This window comes from Halomonas sp. HMF6819 (assembly GCF_044335525.1).
GTDB lineage: Bacteria > Pseudomonadota > Gammaproteobacteria > Pseudomonadales > Halomonadaceae > Vreelandella.
Genome location: NZ_JBIQVY010000001.1, coordinates 808,759 through 832,923, shown reverse-complemented (window position 1 = coordinate 832,923; position 24,165 = coordinate 808,759). Strand labels below are relative to the sequence as shown.

Annotated in this window: 22 protein-coding genes; 10 read left to right on the top strand and 12 right to left on the bottom strand. The window is 62.5% G+C overall.

Translation table 11 applies throughout. The annotated features are described in order from the left end of the window. The first annotated feature begins 55 nt into the window (after positions 1–55). Entirely contained in the window at positions 56–1,249 is a 1,194-nt protein-coding gene (pncB, locus tag ACGLWX_RS03770) for a nicotinate phosphoribosyltransferase (protein ID WP_396237434.1), read from the top strand. Between the two features lie 46 nt (positions 1,250–1,295). Here pncB and recC read toward each other — a convergent pair whose 3' ends face one another. Next, positions 1,296–4,886 carry an exodeoxyribonuclease V subunit gamma gene (gene recC, locus ACGLWX_RS03765; protein ID WP_396237432.1) on the bottom strand — a complete coding sequence of 1,197 codons (3,591 nt, stop codon included), beginning with the start codon at positions 4,884–4,886 and terminating at the stop codon, positions 1,296–1,298. 70 nt (positions 4,887–4,956) lie between these two features. Continuing rightward, positions 4,957–5,319 carry a DUF5362 family protein gene (locus ACGLWX_RS03760; RefSeq protein WP_252107201.1) on the bottom strand — a complete coding sequence of 121 codons (363 nt, stop codon included), beginning with the start codon at positions 5,317–5,319 and terminating at the stop codon, positions 4,957–4,959. Between the two features lie 195 nt (positions 5,320–5,514). Between ACGLWX_RS03760 and ilvD the strand changes: the two genes are divergently transcribed. Further along, positions 5,515–7,251 (top strand): dihydroxy-acid dehydratase, encoded by a 1,737-nt coding sequence (gene ilvD, locus ACGLWX_RS03755; RefSeq protein ID WP_396237430.1) that lies wholly within the window; start codon positions 5,515–5,517, stop codon positions 7,249–7,251. A 108-nt stretch (positions 7,252–7,359) separates the two neighbouring features. Next, the gene (gene chrA / locus ACGLWX_RS03750) at positions 7,360–8,541 is read left to right on the top strand and encodes a chromate efflux transporter (protein ID WP_396237428.1); all 1,182 of its coding nucleotides are present in this window, start codon (positions 7,360–7,362) and stop codon (positions 8,539–8,541) included. Between the two features lie 62 nt (positions 8,542–8,603). Here chrA and ACGLWX_RS03745 read toward each other — a convergent pair whose 3' ends face one another. Beyond that, complete coding sequence (locus ACGLWX_RS03745) at positions 8,604–8,882, bottom strand: helix-turn-helix domain-containing protein (RefSeq protein ID WP_252107204.1); 279 nt, start codon at positions 8,880–8,882, stop codon at positions 8,604–8,606. A 205-nt stretch (positions 8,883–9,087) separates the two neighbouring features. Between ACGLWX_RS03745 and purE the strand changes: the two genes are divergently transcribed. From purE to ACGLWX_RS03730, 3 genes are all read left to right on the top strand, one after another. Further along, positions 9,088–9,600, top strand: a complete 513-nt coding sequence (purE, locus tag ACGLWX_RS03740; RefSeq protein WP_396237426.1) for a 5-(carboxyamino)imidazole ribonucleotide mutase — start codon at positions 9,088–9,090, stop codon at positions 9,598–9,600. A 10-nt stretch (positions 9,601–9,610) separates the two neighbouring features. Continuing rightward, complete coding sequence (locus tag ACGLWX_RS03735) at positions 9,611–10,726, top strand: 5-(carboxyamino)imidazole ribonucleotide synthase (protein ID WP_396237424.1); 1,116 nt, start codon at positions 9,611–9,613, stop codon at positions 10,724–10,726. A gap of 167 nt (positions 10,727–10,893) precedes the next feature. Next, on the top strand, positions 10,894–12,504 hold the full coding sequence (locus ACGLWX_RS03730; RefSeq protein WP_396237422.1) for a diguanylate cyclase domain-containing protein: 1,611 nt from the start codon (positions 10,894–10,896) through the stop codon (positions 12,502–12,504). On the opposite strand, the gene ACGLWX_RS03725 is transcribed toward ACGLWX_RS03730, so the two are convergent. The 7 genes from ACGLWX_RS03725 to ACGLWX_RS03695 form a co-directional block, all read right to left on the bottom strand. Next, positions 12,482–13,324, bottom strand: coding sequence for a TraX family protein (locus tag ACGLWX_RS03725; protein ID WP_252107208.1), 843 nt, complete (start codon positions 13,322–13,324; stop codon positions 12,482–12,484). The genes ACGLWX_RS03730 and ACGLWX_RS03725 overlap by 23 nt on opposite strands. Before the next feature lie 275 nt (positions 13,325–13,599). Continuing rightward, the gene (locus tag ACGLWX_RS03720; protein WP_252107209.1) at positions 13,600–14,370 is read right to left on the bottom strand and encodes a transporter substrate-binding domain-containing protein; all 771 of its coding nucleotides are present in this window, start codon (positions 14,368–14,370) and stop codon (positions 13,600–13,602) included. Positions 14,371–14,491: 121 nt separating this feature from the next. Continuing rightward, positions 14,492–15,223 (bottom strand): ABC transporter permease, encoded by a 732-nt coding sequence (locus ACGLWX_RS03715; RefSeq protein WP_396237420.1) that lies wholly within the window; start codon positions 15,221–15,223, stop codon positions 14,492–14,494. Between the two features lies 1 nt (position 15,224). Further along, entirely contained in the window at positions 15,225–15,926 is a 702-nt protein-coding gene (locus ACGLWX_RS03710) for an ABC transporter permease (protein WP_396237418.1), read from the bottom strand. 14 nt (positions 15,927–15,940) lie between these two features. After that, entirely contained in the window at positions 15,941–16,711 is a 771-nt protein-coding gene (locus ACGLWX_RS03705) for an ABC transporter ATP-binding protein (RefSeq protein ID WP_396237416.1), read from the bottom strand. A gap of 202 nt (positions 16,712–16,913) precedes the next feature. Then, positions 16,914–17,906 carry a succinylglutamate desuccinylase gene (locus ACGLWX_RS03700; protein ID WP_396237414.1) on the bottom strand — a complete coding sequence of 331 codons (993 nt, stop codon included), beginning with the start codon at positions 17,904–17,906 and terminating at the stop codon, positions 16,914–16,916. 237 nt (positions 17,907–18,143) lie between these two features. Further along, positions 18,144–18,584: a hemerythrin domain-containing protein gene (locus ACGLWX_RS03695; protein WP_263584594.1), complete on the bottom strand. Its 441-nt coding sequence runs from the start codon at positions 18,582–18,584 to the stop codon at positions 18,144–18,146. A 170-nt stretch (positions 18,585–18,754) separates the two neighbouring features. Between ACGLWX_RS03695 and wrbA the strand changes: the two genes are divergently transcribed. Beyond that, the gene (gene wrbA, locus ACGLWX_RS03690) at positions 18,755–19,354 is read left to right on the top strand and encodes an NAD(P)H:quinone oxidoreductase (protein ID WP_252107215.1); all 600 of its coding nucleotides are present in this window, start codon (positions 18,755–18,757) and stop codon (positions 19,352–19,354) included. A 117-nt stretch (positions 19,355–19,471) separates the two neighbouring features. Beyond that, positions 19,472–20,650, top strand: a complete 1,179-nt coding sequence (locus tag ACGLWX_RS03685; RefSeq protein WP_396237412.1) for an alpha-hydroxy acid oxidase — start codon at positions 19,472–19,474, stop codon at positions 20,648–20,650. Here ACGLWX_RS03685 and ACGLWX_RS03680 read toward each other — a convergent pair. Next, positions 20,647–21,720 (bottom strand): tartrate dehydrogenase, encoded by a 1,074-nt coding sequence (locus ACGLWX_RS03680; protein WP_396237410.1) that lies wholly within the window; start codon positions 21,718–21,720, stop codon positions 20,647–20,649. The genes ACGLWX_RS03685 and ACGLWX_RS03680 overlap by 4 nt on opposite strands. A gap of 104 nt (positions 21,721–21,824) precedes the next feature. Between ACGLWX_RS03680 and ACGLWX_RS03675 the strand changes: the two genes are divergently transcribed. Continuing rightward, positions 21,825–22,742 carry a LysR family transcriptional regulator gene (locus ACGLWX_RS03675; RefSeq protein WP_396237408.1) on the top strand — a complete coding sequence of 306 codons (918 nt, stop codon included), beginning with the start codon at positions 21,825–21,827 and terminating at the stop codon, positions 22,740–22,742. On the opposite strand, the gene ACGLWX_RS03670 is transcribed toward ACGLWX_RS03675, so the two are convergent. Further along, entirely contained in the window at positions 22,734–23,522 is a 789-nt protein-coding gene (locus ACGLWX_RS03670) for a zinc-dependent peptidase (protein WP_396237406.1), read from the bottom strand. The genes ACGLWX_RS03675 and ACGLWX_RS03670 overlap by 9 nt on opposite strands. A 95-nt stretch (positions 23,523–23,617) precedes the next feature. Between ACGLWX_RS03670 and ACGLWX_RS03665 the strand changes: the two genes are divergently transcribed. Next, positions 23,618–24,037: a secondary thiamine-phosphate synthase enzyme YjbQ gene (locus ACGLWX_RS03665; protein WP_252107220.1), complete on the top strand. Its 420-nt coding sequence runs from the start codon at positions 23,618–23,620 to the stop codon at positions 24,035–24,037. The last annotated feature ends 128 nt before the right edge of the window (positions 24,038–24,165 follow it).

The window sequence follows — 24,165 nt, the reverse complement described above, 5'->3', positions numbered from 1 at the left end:
AGTCCGGTCCTGAAATGCCGCGGGGGCACCTGGTTCATGCTGACGATGAGACCCCATGCTGACATCGCTTCTCGATAACGATTTTTACAAGATCACGATGCAAAACGCCGTGATCAAGCGCTTTCCCTACGCCCACGCGCACTACGCGTTCATCAACCGGGGCGAGCATCGCTTCCCTGACGGGTTCGGCGCGGCACTTCGCCGGGAAGTGGACAAGATGGCCTCGCTTGCGCTTACCGAGGACGAGAAGCGTTATCTGGAAACCACCTGCCCGTATCTCGATCCCACCTATCTCGATTTTCTCGCCGGGTTTCGCTACGACCCGACGGAGGTGATCGTCGAGCAGCAGGGCAGCGAGGTATCGGTGGTCATCGAAGGCCCCTGGTATCGCACCATCCTGTGGGAAGTGCCGCTGATGGCGCTGATCAGCGAGCTCTGGTACGTGCTGCGCGAGGAGCACGCTCCGGACAACACCGCGGAGCTGATCGAAGAGCGCACCCGGGAGAAGATCGAACACTACCGCGATCTGGGCCTCAAGATCGCCGAGTTCGGCACCCGGCGGCGCTTTTCGTTTGCGGTGCACGACCGGGTCGTGGGCGCGCTTCGCCACTACGGCGGCGACACCTTCACCGGTACCAGCAACGTGCTGCTGGCGATGCGCCACGGGGTGAAGCCGATCGGCACCCACGCCCACGAGTGGTTCATGTTCCACGGCGCGCGCTTTGGCTTCAAAATGGCCAACAGCCTGGCGCTCGAGCACTGGGTGGACGTCTACCGCGGCGATCTCGGCATCGCGCTGACCGACACCTTCACCTCGAAAGCGTTTTTCGAAAGCTTCGACAAGAAGTTCGCCAAACTCTTCGACGGCGTGCGCCACGATAGCGGCGACCCGGTGGAGTTCGCCAAGGCGACCATCGAGCACTACAAGCGCCTGGGCGTGAACCCGCAAACCAAAACGATCATCTTTTCCGATGCGCTGACGCCGGAGAGGGTCGAGCGTATTCAGGCGTTCTGCCAAGGGCGCATTGGCACCGCCTTCGGCATCGGCACCAACTTCACCAACGATGTCGGCGTCGAGCCGATGAACATGGTGATCAAGATGGTCAAGGCGCGCCCGGAAGGGCAAGGGTGGCTGCCGGTCATCAAGCTTTCGGACGTGCCGGACAAGCACACCGGCGACCCGGACATGATCGCCCTGGCCAAACGCATTCTGTCGCTAAGCCACGCCACGCCGGAAACCTGCCCCTGATCGAGCCGAAAGCGGCTCGCGCTTTGAAACGCCACGCGGCGGGCTTTTAACGCCCGCCTTTTTTGTCGCTGCTCTTCTCATCTTTCTTGCCACTTCTTTCGCCAGTTCTCCTGTCACCCTTGACCGCCTTGAACAGTGGAGCGTAGAGATGCTCGACCAGCTCAGCAAACCCTTCACCCTTTGCGGTGCGGGCGCTGTAAAGCTGCTCGAAGCTTGGCCACTGGTGGGCGAGATAAGCACTTTGAGAAAGATCACCTCTGAGGTAGCGCCCACCCTCATAGGCGCTTTCGGCGGCGGCGTACGCGGGGCTGTCCCGGTCGCTCTCTACCGTGCCGAGTTTGCCCAGCCACTCGAACCCGGCTTGAGTCGCCAGCGGCAGCGGCCCTTGCTGGCCCTGGCGCCAGGCGTCGAGCTGGGTGGCCAGGTGCGCCTTCGCAACGTCGCGCGCTACCGGCTCGAACGTGACGCTACCGGCTTTCGAGATCAGCGCGGTGGTCATGGGGGCGTCCAGATTGCCCGCCAGGTGCGCGACCCAGTGGCGCAGCAGGTGGTGCCACTGGTACTTGCTCTGCTTCACCAGGCTCGAGCTTAAAAGCAGCACCCGGCAGCGCTCGCCGGCCTCGTTCAAACGCACTTCGCCCAGCCAGTCCTCGAGCCTTGGGCCTTGCTCAAAGGCGAGCCACATCCGTTGGGCGGCGCTCTCCTGATGCGGCCAGGCGGCCAGCATCTGCTCGTACTGCTCGAAAAGTGCCTCCATCGGCTCGGCGAGAGAGGCGCGCATGCGCTCGCCAAAGGCGCCGATCGCAAGCACGCCCTGGCCCTGAAAACGCGACAGCTGCTCGTTGAGCGCCTCGATGCGCGGCTCGATGCTATCGACCGCGCGGCGCTGGGCGGCGATCAGCCGGTCCTGAAGCTGCCAGTTCTGCAGGCCGTCCAGCGCAAAGGGTTCGGCGTCGAGTTCGGCAATCGCTTCCTGCTCGAAGTAGACGCCCAAGCGCGTATTGAAAAAGCTCTTCACCGGCTCGCGCAAAAAGCTGCCCAGCTGGGCGAGGTTGAGCGTGGCCGGCTCGCTCTCGGCGGGCGCGGGAAGCGGTGGCGTGTGACGGGCGCTCTGCGCGGTGTGCACCTCGCGCCACTCGTGGGCGTAGGTGAACAGCGTGTCATCACCGCCGAAGTAGCGCCGGCTGAAGGGCTGAAGCGGGTGCTCGGTGGTCAGCCGCGCTAAAAGGTCATTGCCGTTGCGCTGCCAGCCGGCTTCCACATGCTCGCGCAGCTGGCCGACCAGCACCGACGGTGGAAGCGGGGCGTTGTCGATCTGGCTTTTGCCCACCCAGCTCACATAGAGCTGGTCGCGTGCGGAAAGCAGCGCTTCAAGAAACAGATAGCGGTCGTCCTCGCGCCGCGAGCGGTCGCCGGGGCGGTAGTCGCCGCCCATCAGGTCGAAATCCAGCGGCGGCTGGGAGCGCGGATACTCGCCGTCGTTCATCCCCAGCAGGCACACCCGCTTGAAGGGAATGGCGCGCATCGGCATGAGCGTTGCGAAGTTGACCGCGCCGGCCAGAAAACGCTGGGAAAGGCTGTGCTCGTCGATCTGCGACAGCCAGTGTTCGCGCACCATCGAGAGCGGAAGCGCATCATCGAGCGCGGCTTCCTGGGTGCTCTCGAGCATCTGCTGCAGGCCGTTTTCGAGCTTTGCCAGCATGACGCTTTCCGCCGGGTCGTCGGTGAGAAAGAAGGTTTCCAGCAGCGCGCGCAGTCGCGCCACCCAAGTGGTAGCGTCCGCCGGCTCGCAAAAGCGCTCCCAGGTGGCTTCGAGCTTTTCCAGAAGTGTGGCCAGGGGCCCGGCCAGGCGCGCCTCCAGCCCGCCGATATCGTCAAATGGCTCGATGCCCTGCCAAGCGCCGGCCTCGCCCACGCTGTAGCCCAGCAAAAGCCGTCGCAGGCCAAAGGCCCAGGTGTTCTGAGCGAGCCCGCCGGGCAGCTCCAGATGCGCTCTGGCGCGGGCGTTCAACCCCCAGCGAATGCCCGCGCCTTCCATCCAGCGCTCCAGCGTAGGCAGGTCGCGCTCCTCGAGCCCAAAGCGCTGGCGCAGCGCCGGCACGTCGAGCAGGTCCAGCACTTCGCTGGTGGAAAGCCGAAGCTCCGGCAAGCGCAGCAGTTTCTCCAGCGCGATCATCAGCGGCAGCCGGTGGCGGCTGGCCTGGTCCGACAGCGTGTGCGGAATGGAGCGCGGGTCGTCCTGACTGAGCTGGCCGAACACCGCCTCGATATGCGGCGCGTAGCGGTCGATGTCCGGCACCATGACGATGATATCCCGCGGGCGCAGGTTCGGATCACGGCTGAACGCAGCCAGCAGCTGGTCGTGCAGAATCTCGACCTCGCGCTGGGGGCCGTGGGCGATGTGAAAGACGATCGAGTCGTCGGCAGCGTCTGGGGCTGGCCAGTGCTCGCGGGTCTCAGACACCGGGCGCAGCTCGCGGATATCGTCCTGAAGCTGGCTCAAGAGCGTGCCGCCGCCTTCCAGCGAGAAGGGCTCGAACATGTCGATACGCAGCGCGCGCTGCTCGAAAAGGCTCTGATAATCGCCGGTGTCGTCGTGCTCGTCGATCAGACGCAGGTAGTCACGGCCCTGTTTGCCCCAGGCGGCGAGTAGCGGCTGGGCGTGCAGATGCAGCGCGCCTTCGGCGTCGCCGGTGCCGAGCACGTCGAGCGCCTCCGGCATGCCTTCCTTGCGCCGCTGGCGGTAGCGGCTGGCGCGCAGCAGATCCTTGTGCTCGATGATATCCGCCCAGTAGTACTGGCAGGGGTTATGCACGCAGAGCACGATCTGACAGCAGCGCGAAAGCGCGGCCAGCGCCTCGAGGGTTTGGCTCGGCAGCGACGAAATGCCGAAGATGATCAGCCGCCGGGGCACGTCCAGGGGGCAGGCCTGGCCTTCCAGATGTTCGGTGGCCTCGAGAAAGCGCTGGTGAACGCTCGCCCGGCTGCTTTCGAGCCCGCTGTGCCCCTGGGTGGCGGCCACGTCCTCTCTAAGCCTTCGCCAAAGCGCGGGCTGCCAGCGCTGGTGCTCTTCCAACGCGCGATGCTCGCCGCGGGCGCCGATGAGCACGTCGTCGCCTTGAGCCCAGGCATCGAGCCAGTCCGCCCGGTACACCTGGTACTGGTCGAACAGATCCGCCAACCGCTCGGCGAGCTGATAGTGCTTGCGCTGGTCGCGGTCGAGCGCCAGAAAGCGGGCGAGCGGCTCGAACGTCGGGTCCGCTACCAGGGTGGGCAGCAGGCGCAACAGCCGCCACACCAGGCGTGACTTGTCGAAGGGCGAGGTTTCCGGCACCGCGTCGGCATCGTGGCTGACGTGAGAAAGCACGTTGCGGTAGGCCTGCCAGAGAAAGCGGGCGGGGAGGGTGACGTCGAGCGCGGCGGCGATGCCTGCGCCGCCGTTTTCCGGGTCCTCGGCCAGGGCCAACTTTAGCCACTGGCCGATGCCGTTGCTCTGCACCAGAATGGTTTCGTTTTCCAGCGGGCCAAGTGGGTGCAGGCGCATCCACTCGATCGCCACCGCGCGCAGGTCTTCCAAACGGTTGGCGTGAACCACCATGAAACCCGGCGTTAGCGGCGGTGCAGAAAGGCTCGACATGAACACCCCCGGAAAACGGTACAGCGAGGCCGGCTAACGCCAACGCTCATTTAGTAGAAGAGCGTGACGTTTAGTAGGAGAGCGTGACGTTGCCGATGCCCATCAGGCCCAAAAACGTCATGCCCACGAACAGCAGCAGGTACAAAAGCACCAGTACGCCGAAGATGGTGAAGTGGGTCTTGAGCTTTGAAAGCGCAAAGCGCAGCTCGCGCTCGTCGCCGCTTTGATAGGCGCGCTGGCTGGCACTGGCCGCCTGAAAGAGCACCACACCTGCCCAGATGGGAATCCAAGCAACGATAATACCGACGACGGTAATCGCCGTTAACACCCCACCCAGAATGAGCATGACGCCGATCAGTTGCATCCAGAGTTTACCGCGGTAAAGCGGCTCCGCGATGCTTTTCAATAGCTCGTTTTTCTCATGCGGTTCCATGGCGTCCTCGCAGTGTCGTTTGAAAATCAATACGTTGTTGGAAGGTCATGATCTTAATGAGTTTCGACACGTTTGTCTTTACTCGCCGTGTGAGTGGAATTTTGCCGGATAATTACTCCGTGCATCTTGCAGTGAGGCCCGCGCATCGCCAAGCTATGACGTTTTTTAGAACACGAAAAACATAAGGAGCCCGCCATGACCGAGCCGACTAGCCCTTCGCAGAACGCTTCACAAACCGGCACGTCGCAAGACGAAGTAGCGCAAGGTTCGCGCCGCCACTCCGCCCCGGTCGTCGACGGCCCGGGCAAGGCGGCCAGCCGTGCGATGCTGCGCGCGGTAGGGTTTAACGACGAGGATTTCAAAAAGCCTCAGGTGGGCGTGGCCTCGACCTGGAGCATGGTGACGCCCTGCAACAGCCATATCGGCGAGCTGGCCGAGCTTGCCCGCGAAGGCGCGGACGCCGCTGGCGGCAAGGGCGTGGTGTTCAACACCATCACCATCAGTGACGGTATCGCCAACGGCACCGAAGGCATGAAGTACTCGCTGGTCTCGCGCGAGGTGATCGCGGACTCCATCGAAACCGTGGCCGGCTGCGAGGGCTTTGACGGGCTGGTCGCCATCGGCGGCTGTGACAAGAACATGCCGGGCTGCGTGATGGGCCTGGCGCGGCTCGACCGCCCCAGCGTGTTCGTCTACGGCGGCACCATCATGCCGGGCAAGGGCCACACCGATATCGTGTCGGTATTCGAGGCCATGGGCGCGCACTCGCGCGGCGACATGGACCTGATCGAGCTCAAGCAGATCGAAGAGACCGCGATTCCTGGCCCCGGCTCCTGCGGCGGCATGTACACCGCCAACACCATGGCCTCGGCGATCGAGGCACTCGGCATGAGCCTGCCGGGAAGCTCCGCGCAGAACGCCATCTCCCAGGAGAAGCGCGACGACTGTAAAGCGGCCGGCGAGGCGGTGCTCGAGCTTTTGAAAGCTGATATCAAGCCCTCCGACATCATGACCCGCCAGGCCTTCGAGAACGCGATCACCGTGATCATCGCCTTGGGTGGTTCCACCAACGCGGTGCTGCACCTGATCGGCATGGCGCGCACCATCGGTGTCGAGCTCACGCTTTCCGACTTCACCGAGATCGGCAAGCGCGTGCCGGTGGTGGCGGATCTGCGCCCCAGCGGCCACTACATGATGAGCGAACTGGTCGCCATCGGCGGCATTCAGCCGCTGATGAAGATTCTGCTCGAGGCCGGACTTCTCCACGGCGACTGCCTGACCGTCACCGGCAAAACGCTGGCCGAGAATTTGGCTAACGTCGAGCCTTACCCGATGGATCAGTCGATCATCGCGCCGCTCGACCAGCCGATCAAGGCGCAGAGCCACCTGCGCATTCTCTACGGCAACCTGGCACCAGAAGGGGCCGTGGCCAAGATCACCGGCAAGGAAGGCACGCGCTTTTCCGGCCCGGCGCGGGTGTTCGGCTCGGAAGAGGAAGCCCAGGCGCGCATCAACGACGGCACCGTCGTCGCCGGCGATGTGGTCGTGATTCGCTACGAAGGCCCGAAGGGTGGCCCGGGCATGCGTGAAATGTTGACGCCGACGTCCGCCATCATGGGCCGCGGCCTGGGTAATGACGTCGCGTTGATCACCGACGGGCGCTTCTCCGGCGGCAGCCACGGTTTCGTGGTCGGCCACGTCGCGCCGGAAGCCTTCGAGGGCGGCCCGCTGGGGCTGGTCGAAAACGGCGATCTCATCACCATCGATGCCGACGCGGACACCATCGATATCGACGTTAGCGACGACGAGATGGCCCGCCGCCAGAGCCAGTGGCAGCAGCCCGCGCCGCGCTACACCCGCGGCGTGCTCGCCAAGTACGCTCGCCACGTTAGCTCAGCCAGCACTGGTGCTGTCACCGACCAGGACGACTAAGCCCTTTCAAGGCAACCTCCAGGGCCGCGTTCGCGGCCCTTTTTTTGTCACGTGCGCGTCAAACGGCTCGGCTAGAGTGGGGCTTTCGTTTCATCAGAGGGCCTTCTAATGGCGAGCCGGCGCGGGCGGGTTTTCGACGTCTTTCGAACGTTTTGGTGGCTGGGTTGCACGTCTTTCGGCGGCCCCGTCGCGCATCTGGGGTATTTCCATACCGAATTCGTCGTGAGAAAACGCTGGCTGACCGAGGCGGCCTACGCGGAGCTAGTGGCGCTTTGCCAGTTTCTGCCCGGCCCGGCGAGCAGCCAGGTGGGCTTTGCGCTCGGGCTCCTGCGCGCCGGCCCGTGGGGGGCGTTTGCGGCCTGGGTGGCGTTTACGCTGCCCTCGGCGCTGTTGCTGGTGCTGTTCGCGCTGGGCGCGGCGGCACTCGACGGGCCGCTTTTCGAGCGCGTGATTGATAGCCTGAAACTCGTAGCCGTAGCGGTAGTTGCCCACGCGGTGTGGGGCATGGCGCAAAGCCTCTGCCCGGATAGAGCCCGCGCGGGGATTGCGTTGGGCGCGGTGTTCGTGGCCGCGCTCACAGGCGGCCCGGCGGGGCAGGTCGCCGCCATCGTGCTCGGCGCGGCGGCGGGGCTTTGGCTCTGCCGGCAGCACTCGAGTAGTGCCGAGTTCGATACGCTCTGTTTTGGCGTCTCGCGCCGGGCCGGTGGCGTCGCGCTTGTGCTTTTCGCGCTGCTGTTGGGAGCGCTGCCGCTGCTGGCGCCAATGGCAGCGTGGCTCGATATGGTCGACGGCTTTTATCGCGCCGGGGCGCTGGTGTTTGGCGGTGGCCACGTTGTGCTGCCGCTTTTGAGCGCCGAGACGGTTCAGTCTGGCATTATCTCGAGCGAAGCGTTCATGGCCGGCTACGGCGCCGCCCAGGCGATTCCGGGGCCGCTTTTTACCTTTGCCGCGTACCTCGGCGCGCTGTGGCCGGGCGTGAGTGCCTGGGTGGGGGCGGCGCTGGCGCTGGTGGCGATTTTCGCCCCCGGTTTTTTGCTGCTGGTGGGGGTGCTGCCGTTTTGGCACCGTTTTCGCCGCGGCCAATGGGCTCAGGCGCTTCTGCGAGGGGCCAGTGCGGCGGTCGTGGGGATTCTGGGGCTCGCGCTTTTCGACCCAGTGTGGACAAGTGCGGTGTTTAAGCCCCTGGATTTCGCCCTGGCGCTGGCCGGGTTTTTGCTCTTGAGCGTGTGGCGCCTGCCGGTTTGGGCGGTGGTGTTGATCGTGACGCTGGGCGGCGTGGCGCTCGGGTAAGGGTTGCGCCATAAAAAAACGCCTCGCGTTTGGCGAGGCGTTTATCGGTTCAAACCTGGAGGCTATGGCGTTGGCGCCTCCAGCTCTAGTGTGCGGCGCAGGACGTTGAGTTCGTCCAAGTCCAGATGCTCGAGCCTTCCGGCGAGCAGGTCGCTGATCTTTTGGACGGGTAGGCCAGCCCGGCGGGCGATTTCGCGGCTTCCCAGATCCGATACGGCGACCAGACGAGTGATGATGCGCATCAAGCGCGTGCGCTTTTCCAATTCCCTGACGTCGAGGTCAGGGCTGCTTCGAGGAGGGTCCAGCGTTTCTACGTGAGCAGTCGACGTTGCCGTACTCATGTGACTCCATGGGTCAAAAGTGACACCTACACAATGCCGCTATCGGGGGCGCTTTTCAATGCCTGATTCGGCTAAAATTTCCTCCACCGATCGAAGCCCCTAATTCGGCCCGCTCTGGTAAACTATGCGCCTTTAAAAATGATAGCCAAGCCTTGCGGCTTTTCGTCTTTTACCGATTGATGGCCTTCGGCCGAGGAGCGAATCCATGTCCAGCCGCGCACCCCAAGTGGGCGTAATTATGGGATCCAAATCCGACTGGCCCGTGATGGAACACGCCACCCAAATGCTCGAGCGCCTGGGCGTTGCTTTTGAGACCCGAGTGGTATCGGCCCACCGCACGCCGGATCTGTTGTTCGACTACGCCAAGGGCGCGGCGGAGCGCGGCCTTCAGGTGATCGTGGCCGGCGCGGGGGGGGCTGCTCACCTGCCGGGCATGGTGGCCTCTCAAACGCCGCTTCCGGTACTCGGCGTGCCGGTGGAGTCCAAATCGCTCAAGGGGCTCGATTCACTGCTCTCCATTGCCCAGATGCCCGGCGGTATCGCCGTGGGAACGCTTGCCATCGGTAAGGCCGGAGCGACCAACGCAGGCCTTCTGGCCGCGCAGATCGTCGGGCTTCAGGACAGCGCCGTGCGCGAGGCGGTCGAGGCTTTCCGCGCCGAGCAGACCCAAGCCGTGCTCGATAACCCGGACCCCCGCATCGATAGCGACCAGGCCTAAGGAGACCACCATGAACATTGGCGTTTTGGGTGCCGGCCAGCTGGGTCGCATGCTCGCTTTGGCCGGCTATCCGCTCGGCAACCGCTTCACCTTTTTGGACACCACGGGTAGCCCCAGCGCGGGCATTGGCGAGGTGATCGTCGATCCGCACAACGAGCATTTGGCCGCATTTCTCGAAAAAGTCGATGTCGTGACCTACGAGTTCGAGCATCTGCCGGTGGCGCTCGTGAGCGAGATCGAGAAGCACAAGCCGGTCTACCCGGGCAGTAAAGCGATCGCCGTGTGCCAAAACCGGGTAGAAGAGAAGGCGCTGTTCGACCGGCTCTCCATTCCGACGCCGGCCTACCGCGTGGTGGAGAGCGCCGAGGCGCTGGCCCAGGCCGCCGAGGAACTTGGCTGCCCGGTGGTCGCCAAGTCCGTCACCGAGGGCTATGACGGCAAAGGCCAGGCCGTGCTCAAGTCCGCCGATCAGGCCCAGGATGCCTGGGCGTCGATTGGGCACTCTCAGCTGATCGTCGAGGCGTTCGTCGATTTCGTACGCGAAGTGTCGATCATCGCCGTGCGCGGGCGTGATGGCGAGGTGGTGTTCTACCCAATGGCGGAGAACCAGCACGAAGACGGCATTTTGCGCTACTCGGTCGCGCCGCTGCCGGATCTCGACGACAGCGTTCAGGCGTTGGCCGACGGCTATATTCGCCAATTGCTCGACGAGCTCGACTACGTCGGCGTGCTGGCGCTGGAGCTTTTTCAGGCCACCGATGGAAGCCTGCTGGCCAACGAGATGGCGCCGCGTGTGCATAACTCCGGCCACTGGACGATGGACGGCGCCGCGACCAGCCAGTTCGAAAATCACCTGCGGGCGGTTCAAGGGCTGCCGCTGGGCTCGACCGAGGCCATTGCGCCGACCTGTATGGTCAACGTCATCGGCCGCGAAGGCGACAACGCCGCGTTGTTGGCGATCCCGCATACTCATCTACACCGCTACGACAAGGACGAGCGCGCCGGGCGCAAGCTTGCGCACATCAACGTGCTGGCCGACTCGCACGCCGAGCTTTTGGATAAAGTGCGCCAGTGCCAAGCGCTTTTACCCGAAGCCCCTCCGGTACAGTGGAGTTTTAAGGTTTAAGTAACGAAATGAATGTCATTAACCGCCTTCTGTCAGGCGGTTTTTTTTATAAGTCGATTTTGGTATTCGCTTTAACGAGATAATTCGTTTACAACTACTGCATAAGACTTCATTGAACGAAGACAGGTTGCCTTACTTTAGGCGACCCAAAAGCGCAGGGAATGGACATGCTGTGGAAGCTCAAACCCGCTGGGGCCGCTCGATATGGCGCCGGCGATGCCGATGAGTCGCTCTCGCTATGCGATCTTGAAGCGGCGAAGGTCGCACTTCTATACGAAAAGCTATGGCAGCCCGTTATAAGCAGCCTGGTCGTGGCGGCCTTTACCGCCGCGATCCTATGGTCGGCGCATCCGCCGGTTGCTATCTCGGTCTGGTTATTATCATTTGGCGTCATAACGATTTTGCGGCTGGTGTTGGCTCGCTGGTACCAACAGGATGCGGCCAACGCCCATCAAAAAATATGGCTCTACATTTTTAGCGCGGGTTCGCTTGGTTCGGCGACACTCTGGGGAGCTGCGGGGGGGCTATTTTATTCCCCCGATAATCCCACTCAAACAGCGGCATTAGCGGTCATTGTTTGCGGTATCGCCGCTGGCGGCACGACCACACTTTCGCCGGTCAAGTGGGTCGGGATTGGGTTCATTAGCCTCATTTTGCTGCCACTAGCCGCCGTCTTTTTGTTACAAGCGACGATGCTATCGATACTGATGGGCGTCGTCGTACTGGTGTTTTTGGCGCTGATGCTAACGACCTGTATTCGGTTTCACCGCATCATTCACGATAACATCGCGTTGAAGGTAAATATCGAGTCGCGCAAAGCGCAGCTTCAGGAGTGTGAAAACCGCTACCGCTCGATTTTTGATCACTCGCCGCTGGGGGTGCTGCACTTCGACCGTAATGGAATGATCACCGACTGCAACGAGCAGCTACTTCGGATTTTGGGCGGCACGCGCGAGGACTTCGTCGGCTATCGCATGCTCGACCGCTCGGCGAATCAACAGGTGGCCCAAGGGGTGCGCGACAGCCTCGAGAAGGGCTCGGGCTATTTCGAAGGCACGTTCTATCTGCCCGGCGCTGAGAAGGGCACGCCGCTGCGCGCCATTTTTAACGGCGTGAATTGCGTCAATAATCAGCGAATCGGCGGTATGGCCATCGTCGAGGATTTCACCGAGCGCACCCAACATGAAGCGACTATCTACCGGCAGGCCTACTACGACTCGCTGACCGATCTGCCCAACCGGCGTCTGTTTATCGAACGGCTAATGGCGCTGTGCGAGGAGTCATCGAACCGCAAGCGAACCGGCTTAGTGATGTTTCTGGATCTGGACCGCTTCAAGATGATCAACGATACCTTCGGCCACGCCGCCGGTGACGATCTGCTCATACAGGTCGCCAAGCGCTTGGAGGCCCACCTAGGCGACGACGACATGGCGGCACGGCTAAGTGGCGATGAGTTCGTGATGCTCAAACTGTTCGACTGGCCCTTCGACGATCGGGCCGAAGAGATGGCGAAGGCGTGCATGGAAACATTGAGAGGCAAGCTTGGCGGGTTTTATCACTTGGAGAGCCAGCAGGTGGATGTGACGCCAAGCATGGGCTACACGTGCTTCAATGCCGCCGAGTGCGACCATGCCGAGATCCTCAAGCAGGCCGATATCGCAATGTATCAGGCCAAGGCGCAAGGTCGCGGCCGGCTTTGCCGCTACCGCCCGGAAATGCGCGACCAACTAAAGAAGGCCGCGCTACCTGACCGCGTTACAGCGTTAATTGACCGCTAAGTACCACCCACAGCGCGATGAGCGCGAAGTGGCCCGGATACCAGGCAAGCCAGAGCCGCCTCGGCATGGTTTTAAATACTTGGGGAACGTAGCGGGCACCGCCGGCGGCGAGGATGAGAACGACGATGCAGGTGCCGACGGTGAACGACTTGGACATGTCCGAGGCGTTCATTTGGCCAGCGATCCACAGTACCGGAAACGCGGCCAGCCCCGCCCATAGCCTCGATTTAAGCGCGTTATCGGTGTCGTTGAGCGCGTACATGGCGAACATGAAAAGTGGGATCAGCATCAGGCCGTTATGGCCATACTCCACCCAAAAGCCAAGCAGATACCAAAGCGTTACCGCCACCGCCGCCCCCAGTAGCAGCCAGCCAAACCCGAGTGTTTCTTGACGGTAGTGTTGCCAGCCCTGACGCGCCAACGCCCCGAACGCCAAGCCGCTTGCCAGCGTAAAGCAGACGTTGAGAATGAAGGCGTCGCTGGATCGGGGCATCATCATGTACGGCACCTGGGCGATGAGCCCGATCACCAGTACCCGCCGGGCGTAGCGCAGCGGATTGCGCGTATTGAACAGCCCGTGCCAAGCCACCATGGCCGCGAACAGGGGAAAGGCGATGCGCCCGATGGACGATCCCGCCCAGCCCAGATCCCAGCTGTGCGGCAGCACGTAGCGCACCAGGTGATCGATGGTCATGGTCAAAAGCGCGAGCCACTGCGCCCAAGCCGTCCAGTGTGACAGCGGGCGCTCGGGAGCTATCGCCGCAGGACGCGGCGAAGAAGTCAGGTGGGCGTGGGCGGTGTCGCCGGGAATATGTGCCATAAAACCTCCGTGTTGACATGGCTTGAATGGCTTCAGACTTGAACGGTCGCGTCGAGTTCAAGCCCGGTCGGTTAGCGGGCGGCGCGTTCGCCGCTCGGGCGAAGCCGCACGTACGATCCGTGCGTACTGTCCATACGTACGATCCATACGTACTGTGCAAACGAGCTATCTATCGATCCGTACTATACCCCAAAGCTTCCGGGCGTTGCCCCAAAAAGCAAAACCCCGGCGTTTGCCGGGGTTTTGCTTAATGACGAGACACTTACAAAGAGAGATTATTCGCCGTCGAAGTAGCGCGCGTGAATCTCGTCGTAGGTGCCGTTTTCCTGCAGCGTCGCGAGCGCTTCGTTGAAGCGTTCGGCCAGGTCTTCATCGCGCTGGCGGAAGGCGATACCGAAACCGTCGCCGAAGTACTCCTTGGGCTCGGTGATCTGCTCGCCGACGATGGTGTAATCGCCTTCGTCGCTTTCGACCAGCGTGGACTGGCCGATCGGGAAGTCGAGGAACACGATGTCCAGACGCTCGGCGTCCATGTCCAGCACCATGTCATCGGCGGTGGAGTAGCGGCTGATGTCGGCGACGCTGCCGTACTTGTCGGTGACGTAGTTGTCCTGCAGCGTACCGCGCTGAACGCCGATGGTCAGACCGTCGAGCGTCTGCTCGTTGGCCTCACTGATGTCCAGATCGCTAGCCGCGAACCAGGCCGACGGCATGGTGATGTAGGGCTCGGAGAACAGCACCTGCTGGCGGCGCTCGTCGTTGATCGTCATCGACGACATCACTGCGTCGTAGTTGCGCGCCAGTAGGCCGGGAATGATGCCGTCCCACTCCTGCTCGATCCACTCGCAGGTCACGCCGACCTCTTCACACAGCGCGTTGCCCAGTTCGATGTCGAAACCGGTGAGATCGCCTTCCGGCGTGCGGTACTCCATGGGAACGTAGGGAACGTCCACACCGATGCGCACGGTGTCGTAGTCACGTGCCTGGGCCGAGGACGCGGCGGCGACCGCAAGGCCTAACAAAGAGAGCGAAAGCAGTTTTTTCATCATCAAACTCCACTGTCGTGAACGGGTGTATTCAGTGATCCTCTTTAACGTAACCCAAGCAGGGGCGAGCGCAAAGTCGAAAACGCATTAAAAACCAACGTTCGTTTGACGCAGCCGTCGCTTACAGCGACGGCGGGCTGAGGTGCGCTAGTAGCCGCTTTTCCAAAAAGCGGAAAAAGAACAGAATCGCGAAGGTCAGGCAGAGATAGATCAGTGCTACGAACAGAAACGGCTCGAAGGGCGTATAGAAACGCGAATAGACGTAGCGCGCCGCGCCGGTCAAATCCATCAGCGTCACCACGCTTGCGATGGCGCTGGCGTGAAGCATGAAGATCACCTCGTTGCCGTAGGCGGGCAGGGCGCGGCGAAAGGCGCTGGGAATCACGATGCGCCGCATCATCAGGGCGTCCGACATGCCGTAGGCCCGCGCCGCCTCGATCTCCCCCTTGGCGGTCGCCTTGATCGCGCCGCGAAAGATCTCCGTGGTGTAAGCCGCCGTGTTGAGCGTGAAAGCGATCAGCGCCGGATAGAAGGCGTCGCGAAAGACCGGCCACAGAAAGCTCTCCTGAATGCCGTCGAAAAACACCACGCCGTAGTAGATGATATAGAGCTGGATCAGAAGCGGCGTGCCGCGAAACACGTAGGTGTACGCGTAGATCGGCAGGCTAATCCACTTGCGTTTGGAGCTTCGCAAAATCGCCAGCGGCACCGCCAGCACCAGCCCCACTACCAGCGAAAGAAACACCAGCTGCGTGGTGGTGACAAGCCCTTCCCAGTAGTGGGCCATGGTGGCAGGGGTGAAAATGGCGTTGTCGTCGAGCAGCTCATGATACCAGGTAGAAAGATCGAACATGTCAGTGCTCCCCGAAGCCGATGTCGTAGCGCTTTTGCAGGCGCGCGAAGATCCACTCGGTGACGCTTGCGATGAGCAGGTACGCCACCGCCACGGGAATCAAAAAGACGAAGGGTTCGTGGGTCGCGCGCGAGGCCTCGGCGGCCACGCGCACCATGTCGGTCAGCCCGATCACCGAGACCAGCGCGGTGGTCTTTAAAAGCACCATCCAGTTATTGGAGAGCCCGGGCAGGGCGTGGCGCATCATTTGCGGAAAGCGCACGCGGCGAAAGAGCAGGGCGCTGCCCATGCCGTAGGCCTTGCCCGCCTCGATCTGGCCCGCGTCCACGGCCATGAAGGCACCGCGAAAGGTCTCGCCCATGTAAGCGCCGAAGATGAACCCAATGGTCAGCACGCCGGCGGCAAAGGCGTTGAAGCTGATATAGATGTCGATATCGTAGTTGTAGTAGAGCACGTCGCTGATGGCGTTGACGCCGATCTGGCCGCCGTAGAACAGCAGCAGCATCAGCACCAGATCCGGCACGCCGCGAATCAGCGTGGTATAGACGCCGGCCACGCGCCGCAGAAGCCAGCTGCGCGACATTTTGGCCGTGGCGGTGATCAGCCCCAGTATGATCGCAAGCCCGAGCGAAAGCGCGGCGAGCTCGACGGTGACGAGCGCCCCTTCGAAAAGGCGCGGGCCGTAGCCTTGCAAATCCAGCATGGTCGCCTCGTCGGTCAGTGGTTAGGGGTGAGAAACTGCTTGAGCCGGGGCGAGCGCGGGTTGTCCAGCACCTCAGCGGGCGTGCCGGACTCCTCGATTAGCCCCTCCTGCAGATAGATGACCTGGCTCGAGACGTCGCGGGCAAAGTTCATTTCGTGGGTGACCACGATCATGGTGCGGCCCTCTTTCGCCAGGTCGCGCATGACCTTTAGCACGTCGCCGACAAGCTCCGGGTCCAGCGCCGAGGTTGGCTCGTCGAACAGCATCACGTCCGGGTCCATGGCCAGCGCCCGGGCAATCGCGCCGCGCTGCTGTTGGCCGCCGGACATCTGCGCCGGGTACGCCTTGGCGCGCGCGGTAAGACCCACCCGCTCCAACAGCGCGTAGGCGTGTTCGGTTGCTTCCTTTTTCGATTGGCCCAAAACGTGTACGGGGGCTTCGATGATGTTCTCCAGAAGCGTCATGTGCGCCCAGAGGTTGAAGCTTTGAAACACCATCGAAAGCTTCGCCCGCATGGCGACGACCTGTTTTTTATCCGCCGGCTCGCGCCCCTGGCGCGTTTGCTTGAAGCGAATGGGATCGCCGTGGACGATCAGCTCGCCTTCGTCGGGCTGCTCCAACAGGTTCATGCAGCGAAGAAAGGTGCTTTTTCCCGACCCTGAAGCGCCGATCAGGGTGATGACATCCCCCTTGTGGGCTTCGAGTGAGAGTCCCTTGAGAACTTCGGTATCCCCGAAGCGCTTTTTGATATTGCGCACTTCGAGAGGGGTGGGTGTTGTGGCCATATAACCAGGCTCCAGAGCAGAGTTGCCGCTTAAGCGAACGGTGTCGATACGGATATTCGTAGCGGCTGGCGCGAAAAAGGGAGCGATTCTATCAGGCCTTATACCCGATGCGCTCGTTGTTATGCGATTTAATGCGCTGATCCTGGCGGCCTGTGAGCGCCGCCTTCGATCGTGTTCAACGGTTTTGCCTAGTGTAGGGCGTTTATGGTCTGGCTGCTTGCGTGGCGACCGGCGTGACCAGCAGCGCCGCCCGCGCGCCGATCTCCACCCGTGCGTTGGGAAACACCACGTGAAGCGGCGTTTCGCCAACGATGAAGTCGCCGGCCTCTTCGTCCTGGGCGAGTTTGGTGTGGGGTTCGAAGCGGGTAAAGTTCGCCACGTCTTCGTCAAAGCAGAGCGTAAACGCCTGCGAGCGGCGCATCAGCTCGTGCTCGACCTTGAAAAAGCGCGGAGGCTCGGCGCCTTCTTGTGGCGTTTCGCCGGCGCCGAGCGCCTGAATGAGCTCAAGCATGGGGGTGAGCGGTGCCAGATCGTTTTGGCCAAAGGGCGCGTTTTGGCCAAGCTCGAAGGTAAACGCTTGGGCCTGGTGGTAGTGCTTGCTGTAGTGGGAGAACGTGAAGCTCGACTGGTGCTGGTGCAGCACCGCCTGCATGTCGGCGCCGGCAAGCCAAGTCCACTGGCGGGCATGGGTGGCCGTTTCGCCAAAGGGCTCGACCACAAAGCGCGGATAGAGGCTTTGGCGGATCGCGGTGTGCAGGTCGTAGTGAAGCCGCGGGCGGCCTTTATAGCGCTCGAAGAAACGATCCACCTCGCGCATCAGCTCGCGAGCCCGGTCGGCCTCCTGGCCTTGTTTTGTCAGGCCTCGCTCGAAAAGCCGGTTCAGGTTGGTCTCTACAAAGCGGGTTTGCGCCTTGAGGGCGGGAATATTGCCCAGTATCACCAGCACCGGCGCTTTGAGGGGCGCGCTACCCGCCTCTAGCGCGCAGAGCCACTGGCCCAGAAGCTCCACCGGGGCGGTTTCGTTGCCGTGAATCGCAGCGGAAAAGACGCAGGCGTGGGCATCGATGTTTGAAGCGTTCGGGATGAGTTCCAGCACCCCCGGGGCGCCAAAGCGGTAGCGGCCGCTGGCGAAGCGACCCTCGCGCTTGGCGGGCATGTCGTCATCGAGCGCTCCGTCCAGCCACTGGCTCAGCATGCGCGATTCTCCCTTTTTTCGAGATATTTGTTTTCGAGGTATTCGTTGTTCGAGCTATTTGTTTTCGATCCAGAAGATGTATCACGTTGGGCCGGGCTAAACAAAAAGCGGTGTCGCCAGGCTGTAAAAGGGGCGGGCGTAGGTGTAAGCCAACGCCCGCCTGGCAGCAAAGTCGCATTGAACAGGCATAAAAAAAGCGCCTGCCCTTCGAGGGCAGGCGCTTTTGGACGGCGTGAATTACTCGGCGCGCTGGCGCTGCATCTCGTCCTGGTACTCACCGGCAAGTGAGGTCTTCTGCTGTTCCGGCAGACCACGACCGGCCAGTTGGAAGACTTCCTGCTCTTCCTCGTCCAGGTGGTGGGTCACCAGGTGCTGAAGCTCCTTGGCGTGTACTAGCCAGTTGCTGGCGCTGTAGTCGGTTTCGTCCAGAAGCTCGATCAGTTCGTCGATTTCGTGGTGCTCGGCGACGCTGTGGCGGGCTTTCTCCTGGGTGAGGTCGATGTCCATCATCGGAATGTACAGCGCGCGCTCTTCGGCGTTGGCGTGGTACTTGAGCTCGGCGCGGATCTGCTGATAGAGCGTATCGCGCTCGCTGCTATCACCGTGGGTTTCTACCAGTTTGGCCAGCAGGTCGCGCTGAATGTCGTGGTCCTTACGAAGCGCTTCGAAAATCGTCATGTAAAACTCCCTTTTTGCTGTGACGGTCGCATTGAAAACTAGTGCGGGATGGGCAAAAGCGCAAGAGACAAACGCCGGCAATTCAAGCGACGCCACCGCGACCTTCACTTGGGTTAATTTTCCGCTAGGCTAAAGGGGTGGTTTATCTGTCGACTCAAACGGAGAGAGCAATGACCAAGGTACTGGTACTTTACTATTCCATGTACGGGCACGTGGATACGCTGGCCGCGGCCGTCGCCGAAGGCGCCAGGGAAGTGGAGGGCGTCGAAGTCACGGTCAAGCGCGTGCCGGAAACCATGCCGGAGGAGGCCTACAAAAACGCTGGCGGCAAGCAGGACTTTACCACGCCGGAAGCCAAACCCGACGAGCTCGCCGACTATGACGGCGTCATCATCGGCACGCCCACCCGCTTTGGTAACATGGCCGGCCAAATGCGCACCTTTTTTGATCAGACCGGTGGCCTTTGGGCCAACGGCTCGCTGCGTGGCAAGGTGGCGAGCGTGTTTACCTCTACCGGTACCGGCGGCGGCGAGGAGATGACCGTCACCTCCACCTGGACCACGCTTGCCCACCACGGCATGGTGATCGTACCGATCGGCTACGGTATCGAAGAGCAGTTCGATATTTCCGAAGTCAGCGGCGGCAACCCGTATGGCGCGGCCACCCTGGCCGGCGGCGACGGCTCCCGCCAGCCAAGCGAGCGCGAACTGAAGCTCGCGCGCTTTCAGGGCAAGCACGTAGCGGGCATTACCGCGAAGCTCGCCCGCTGAGACCATGGGCTAATTGTTTGAAAGCCGCCAGGCGCTACTATAGTGCCCGTTAGCCCCGCAAACCCCACGCTCGTGGGGTTTGCGCGTTTTAGGGCATCCACCTCCAAGGAATTTCGCGTGAGCCGACTCGACAAAGCCCGCAACCTGCACGACTTCGAAGCGCTGGGGCGCCGCCACTTGCCGCGCCCGCTATTTGGCTACATCGCCAACAGCGCCGAGGAGGGCCATACCCACGCGGCGAACCGCCGCTGCTTTGATCAACTCGGGCTGATGCCTCAGGCGCTGGTGGATGTATCAGCCATTTCGCTTGAAACCGAGCTTTTGGGTGATACCTACCGCGCGCCCTTCGGCATCGCGCCGATGGGTATTAGCGCGCTGTCCGCCTACCGCGGCGATATCGTTCAGGCCCGCGCGGCGGCCCGCGAAGGCGTGCCGATGATTCTCAGCGGAAGCTCGCTAATCCCATTGGAGGAGGTGCTGCGGGTGGGGGAGACCGACTGGTTTCAGGCCTACCTGCCCGGCACGTTCGAAGAGATCGAGGCGCTGCTGGCGCGCGTCGAGCGTGCGGGGTACAAAAAGCTCGTGATCACCGTGGACTACCCGGTGCCGCCCAATAGCGACAACAACCGCAAGAGCGGGTTTTCGTCGCCGCTGCGCCCGAGCCTGCGCCTGGCGCTCGATGGCATCACGCGCCCGCGCTGGCTGTTCGGCACCTTTCTACGCACGATCTACCGCCACGGTATGCCGCACTTCGAGAACAACTACGCCACCCGCGGCATTGCGGTGATGTCGAAAAACGTCACCCGCGACTTCTCCGGGCGCAGCCACCTGCAGTGGGAGTATCTCGAGCGGGTCAGGGCATTGTGGCCGGGCAAGCTGATCGTCAAGGGCATTCTCAACCCGGCGGATGCGAGGCGGGTCGAGGCGCTGGGTGGCGACGCGGTGATCGTCTCCAACCACGGCGGGCGCCAGCTCGACTACAGCCCGGCCGCGCTCGAGGCGCTGCCTGGGGTAGTCGAAGCGGTCGAGCATATCCCGGTGATGATCGACAGCGGCTTTCGTCGCGGCACCGACGTGATCAAGGCGCTCGCCCTGGGAGCGGCGTTCGTGTTCATCGGCCGGCCGATGAACTACGCCGCCGCCTTCGCCGGCGAGGCCGGGGTGCGCCACGCCCTGACGCTGGTCAAGGAGGAACTGACTCGGGATCTTGCGCTCATGGGCGTGACCGATATCAATCACCTTGGCCGCGAGCACCTGATCGACCGGCGCGCCGACTCCTTTACAACGCCGGTTTAGCCCGCGATTTTCTCGGCGATCGCGCGGCCCAGGGTCTCGGTCGTGCCTTGCCCGCCGACGTCCCGCGTCAAGACCTGCGGATCGCCCGCTTCGAGCACCGCTTCGATGGCGTCGACTATTGCCTTGCCGGCCTCTTCGTGGCCGAGATGTTCGAGCATCATCGCGCCGGACCAGATCTGGCCGATCGGGTTGGCGATGCCTTTGCCCGCGATGTCCGGGGCGCTGCCGTGAACCGGCTCGAACAGGCTGGGGAAGTGGCCTTCCGGGTTGATGTTCGCCGAGGGGGCAACGCCGATGGTGCCGGTGCAGGCCGGGCCCAGGTCCGAGAGGATATCGCCGAACAGATTGCTGCCCACCACCACGTCGAACCAGTCCGGGTGAAGCACGAAATTGGCGGTCAGGATGTCGATATGGAACTTGTCCACACTGACGTCCGGGTACGCCTTGGCCATCTCGGCGACGCGCTCGTCCCAGTAGGGCATGGTGATCGAGATACCGTTGGACTTGGTCGCCGAGGTGAGCTTCTGGCGCGGGCGGGTTTTGGCGAGATCAAACGCGTACTTCAGCACGCGGTCGACGCCGGTGCGGCTCATCACGGTTTCCTGAATCACGATTTCGCGCTCGGTGCCTTCGAACATCTTGCCGCCGATGCTCGAGTACTCGCCCTCGGTGTTTTCGCGCACCACGTAGAAATCGATGTCGCCGGGTTTGCGACCGGCCAACGGGCTCTGGATGCCGGGCATCAGTTTGCAGGGGCGCAGGTTGATGTACTGGTCGAACCGGCGGCGGAACTGCAAAAGCGAGCCCCAAAGCGAAATATGGTCCGGCACTTTCTCCGGCCAGCCGACGGCGCCGTAGAAAAGCGCATCGAAGCCCTTGAGCTGCTCGAACCAGTCGTCCGGCATCATCTGGCCGTGCTCCAAATAGTAGTCGCAACTGCCGAACTCGAAAGTGGTGAAGTCCAAATCGAGATTGAAGCGCTTCGCCGCGGCTTCGAGCGCGCGAATACCTTCTGGCATGACTTCGGTGCCGATGCCGTCGCCGGCAATCACTGCAATGGTGTGGGCCATGAAGAGCTCCTCGGTGGTGGGATATTTAACCGAGTGTAGCGGCTTTGGCGCGGGAAATAATCGGGCTACACTGCAAGCCATTGTTGCTTTTGAGTAGAGAATACGTGGCCGCTTTTGATGATCTTGCCTTTTTCCAGCACCTGGCCCGCGCCGGCAGTCTGACCGCGGCGGCGCGCACGCTTGGGCTTTCGCTGTCGGCGGTGAGCAAGCGCCTGAAACAGCTCGAAGCCCGCCTGGGCGTGAGCCTTGCCGCACGCACTACCCGGCGACTGACGCTGACACCAGAAGGCGAGCGCTACCTTGCGCGCGGTTCGCTGATTCTCGAGGAGCTTGCCGAGCTCGAAGGCACGCTCAACGAGGCGCAGGGCCAAACGCTGAACGGGGCGCTGCGTATCAACGCCACCTTCGGCTTTGGCCGCGCCCACGTCGCGCCGCTTTTGTCGGCGTTCTGCCACGCTCACCCCGGCGTTAAAGGCTGGCTGGAGCTGACCAACTTTCCCCTGAGCCTGGCCGATCACGGCTTGGATATCGGCATTCGCGTCGGCGAGCCGCCGGATTCACGGCTGATCGCAAGACCTATTCTCGAAAGCCGCCGAGTGCTGTGCGCCGCACCGGGTTACATCGAGCGCATGCCGGCACTCGACAACCCGCAGGATTTGACCCGCCACGCGTGCCTGGTGGTGCAGGAGAACGACACCGATTTCCCGCTTTGGCGCTTCGAGCCCAGGGGCAAGCGCGGCCCGGGGCATTCGGTGAAGGTAAGCGGGCGGCTTTCGAGCAACGATGCCGAGGTGATCACCAGGCTTGCGCTGGACGGCCATGGCGTCATGCTGCGCTCCTGGTGGGACGTGCACGCGCATCTAAAGAGCGGGGCGCTGGTCGCACTCTTGCCCGAGTGGTTAGGGGTGCGCGCGGATTTTTACGCGGTGTACCAAGCCAGGCGTCACGTACCCGCCCGGGTGCGCGCGTTCATCGACTTGCTGGCTTGGGAAATGGCCGGGCGTGTGCCGCCGCTACCCTAATTCAGGGGCGTTCAGTCGCCCCAAAGGCGCCTGGTTGAAGTAGTCGCACAGCAGCTCATAAAGCGCTGGATAGGCCTCGACCAGGTGATCCGGCGCGGTAAAGAAGTACTCGCAGCACACCGCGAAGCACTCGCCGGGGTGGCTGGCGGCGTAGTCGTCGATGGGCGGGGTGAGGCCCTTTTCGAGGCAGGCGTTGAGATCCTCCCAGACGCTCGAGAACACCGCGTGCCAGCGCTTGGCCGAGAGCGAGCGGGGCAGCGGCGGAAAGCCGTCGATATCCATGGAGTTGCCCATGTCGAGCTTGTGGGCGAGCTCGTGGATGAGCACGTTGAAGCCGACGAAGTCGCCGCTTTCGATCAGATCGGCGTAGGCGATGACGACCGGGCCCTGGTAGGAGGTTTCGCCGACGCGCTCGTCGATGCCTTGATGCACCACGCCGAACTCGTCCATCTCTTCCACCTCGCGGGTGAAACTGTCCGGCAGGATCACGATCTCGTGAACGTTGGCGAAAGCCTCGCGGTGCTCCGCATCGCTCCAGCCAAGCGTGAGCAGGCACGCCTGGCCGGCGATGGCTAGCCGGTCGGCATCGTCAAACGGCGCGTTTGAAAGCTCGACATGGCGGGTCAGACGCTTGTTGCGAAGAAACTGCCAGGCCCGCTCGGCCAGAAGCTCGGCCTCCATCGGCGCAAGCGCAGCCAGAAGCGGCGTCTGCTGACGGGCCTTACGCCAGCTATCCGCCGGCGGCGAGGCGGGGGTGCGGGTGAACCAGCGTTTGAACATGGGGCTCTTTAGTGGCGTGCAACTTGCGTATTGTGGCGGAATCGATCAGCTTTCACCAATTCGACCCAAGGCCCACCCGGAACAGGAGAGCGTTCATGTGGCAACAGCGTGACATCACCCTGGCGGCGCACCCGCGCGGCTTTCATCTGATCACCGACGAGATCACCCGCGCGCTCGATGACATGCCACCGGTCGAGGCGGGGCTTTTACACGTGTTCATTCAGCACACCTCGGCCTCGCTCACCCTCAACGAAAATGCCGACCCTACGGTGCGCGCGGATTTCGAAAGCCACTTCAACCGCGCGGTGCCGGAAAACGCGCCATATTACCAGCATGTGTTCGAAGGCAGCGACGACATGCCCGCTCACCTCAAGGCGAGCCTTTTGGGCGCCAGTGTACAGGTGCCGGTGACGCGCGGGCGATTGAACCTGGGCACCTGGCAGGGGATCTATCTGTGCGAGCATCGTGACCACGGCGGTCGCCGCCGGCTGGTGCTAACGCTTCAGGGCGAGTGAACCGCTGCCTTGAAGCGGTTTGAGCACTGAGACGCCTTGGCTGTGCTACGCTTGGCCGTTTTTGCTTCGATTTTTAAAGATCGCTTTTCAAAGACGGCTTCTCAACGATCGCTTCTCAACGTCCACCT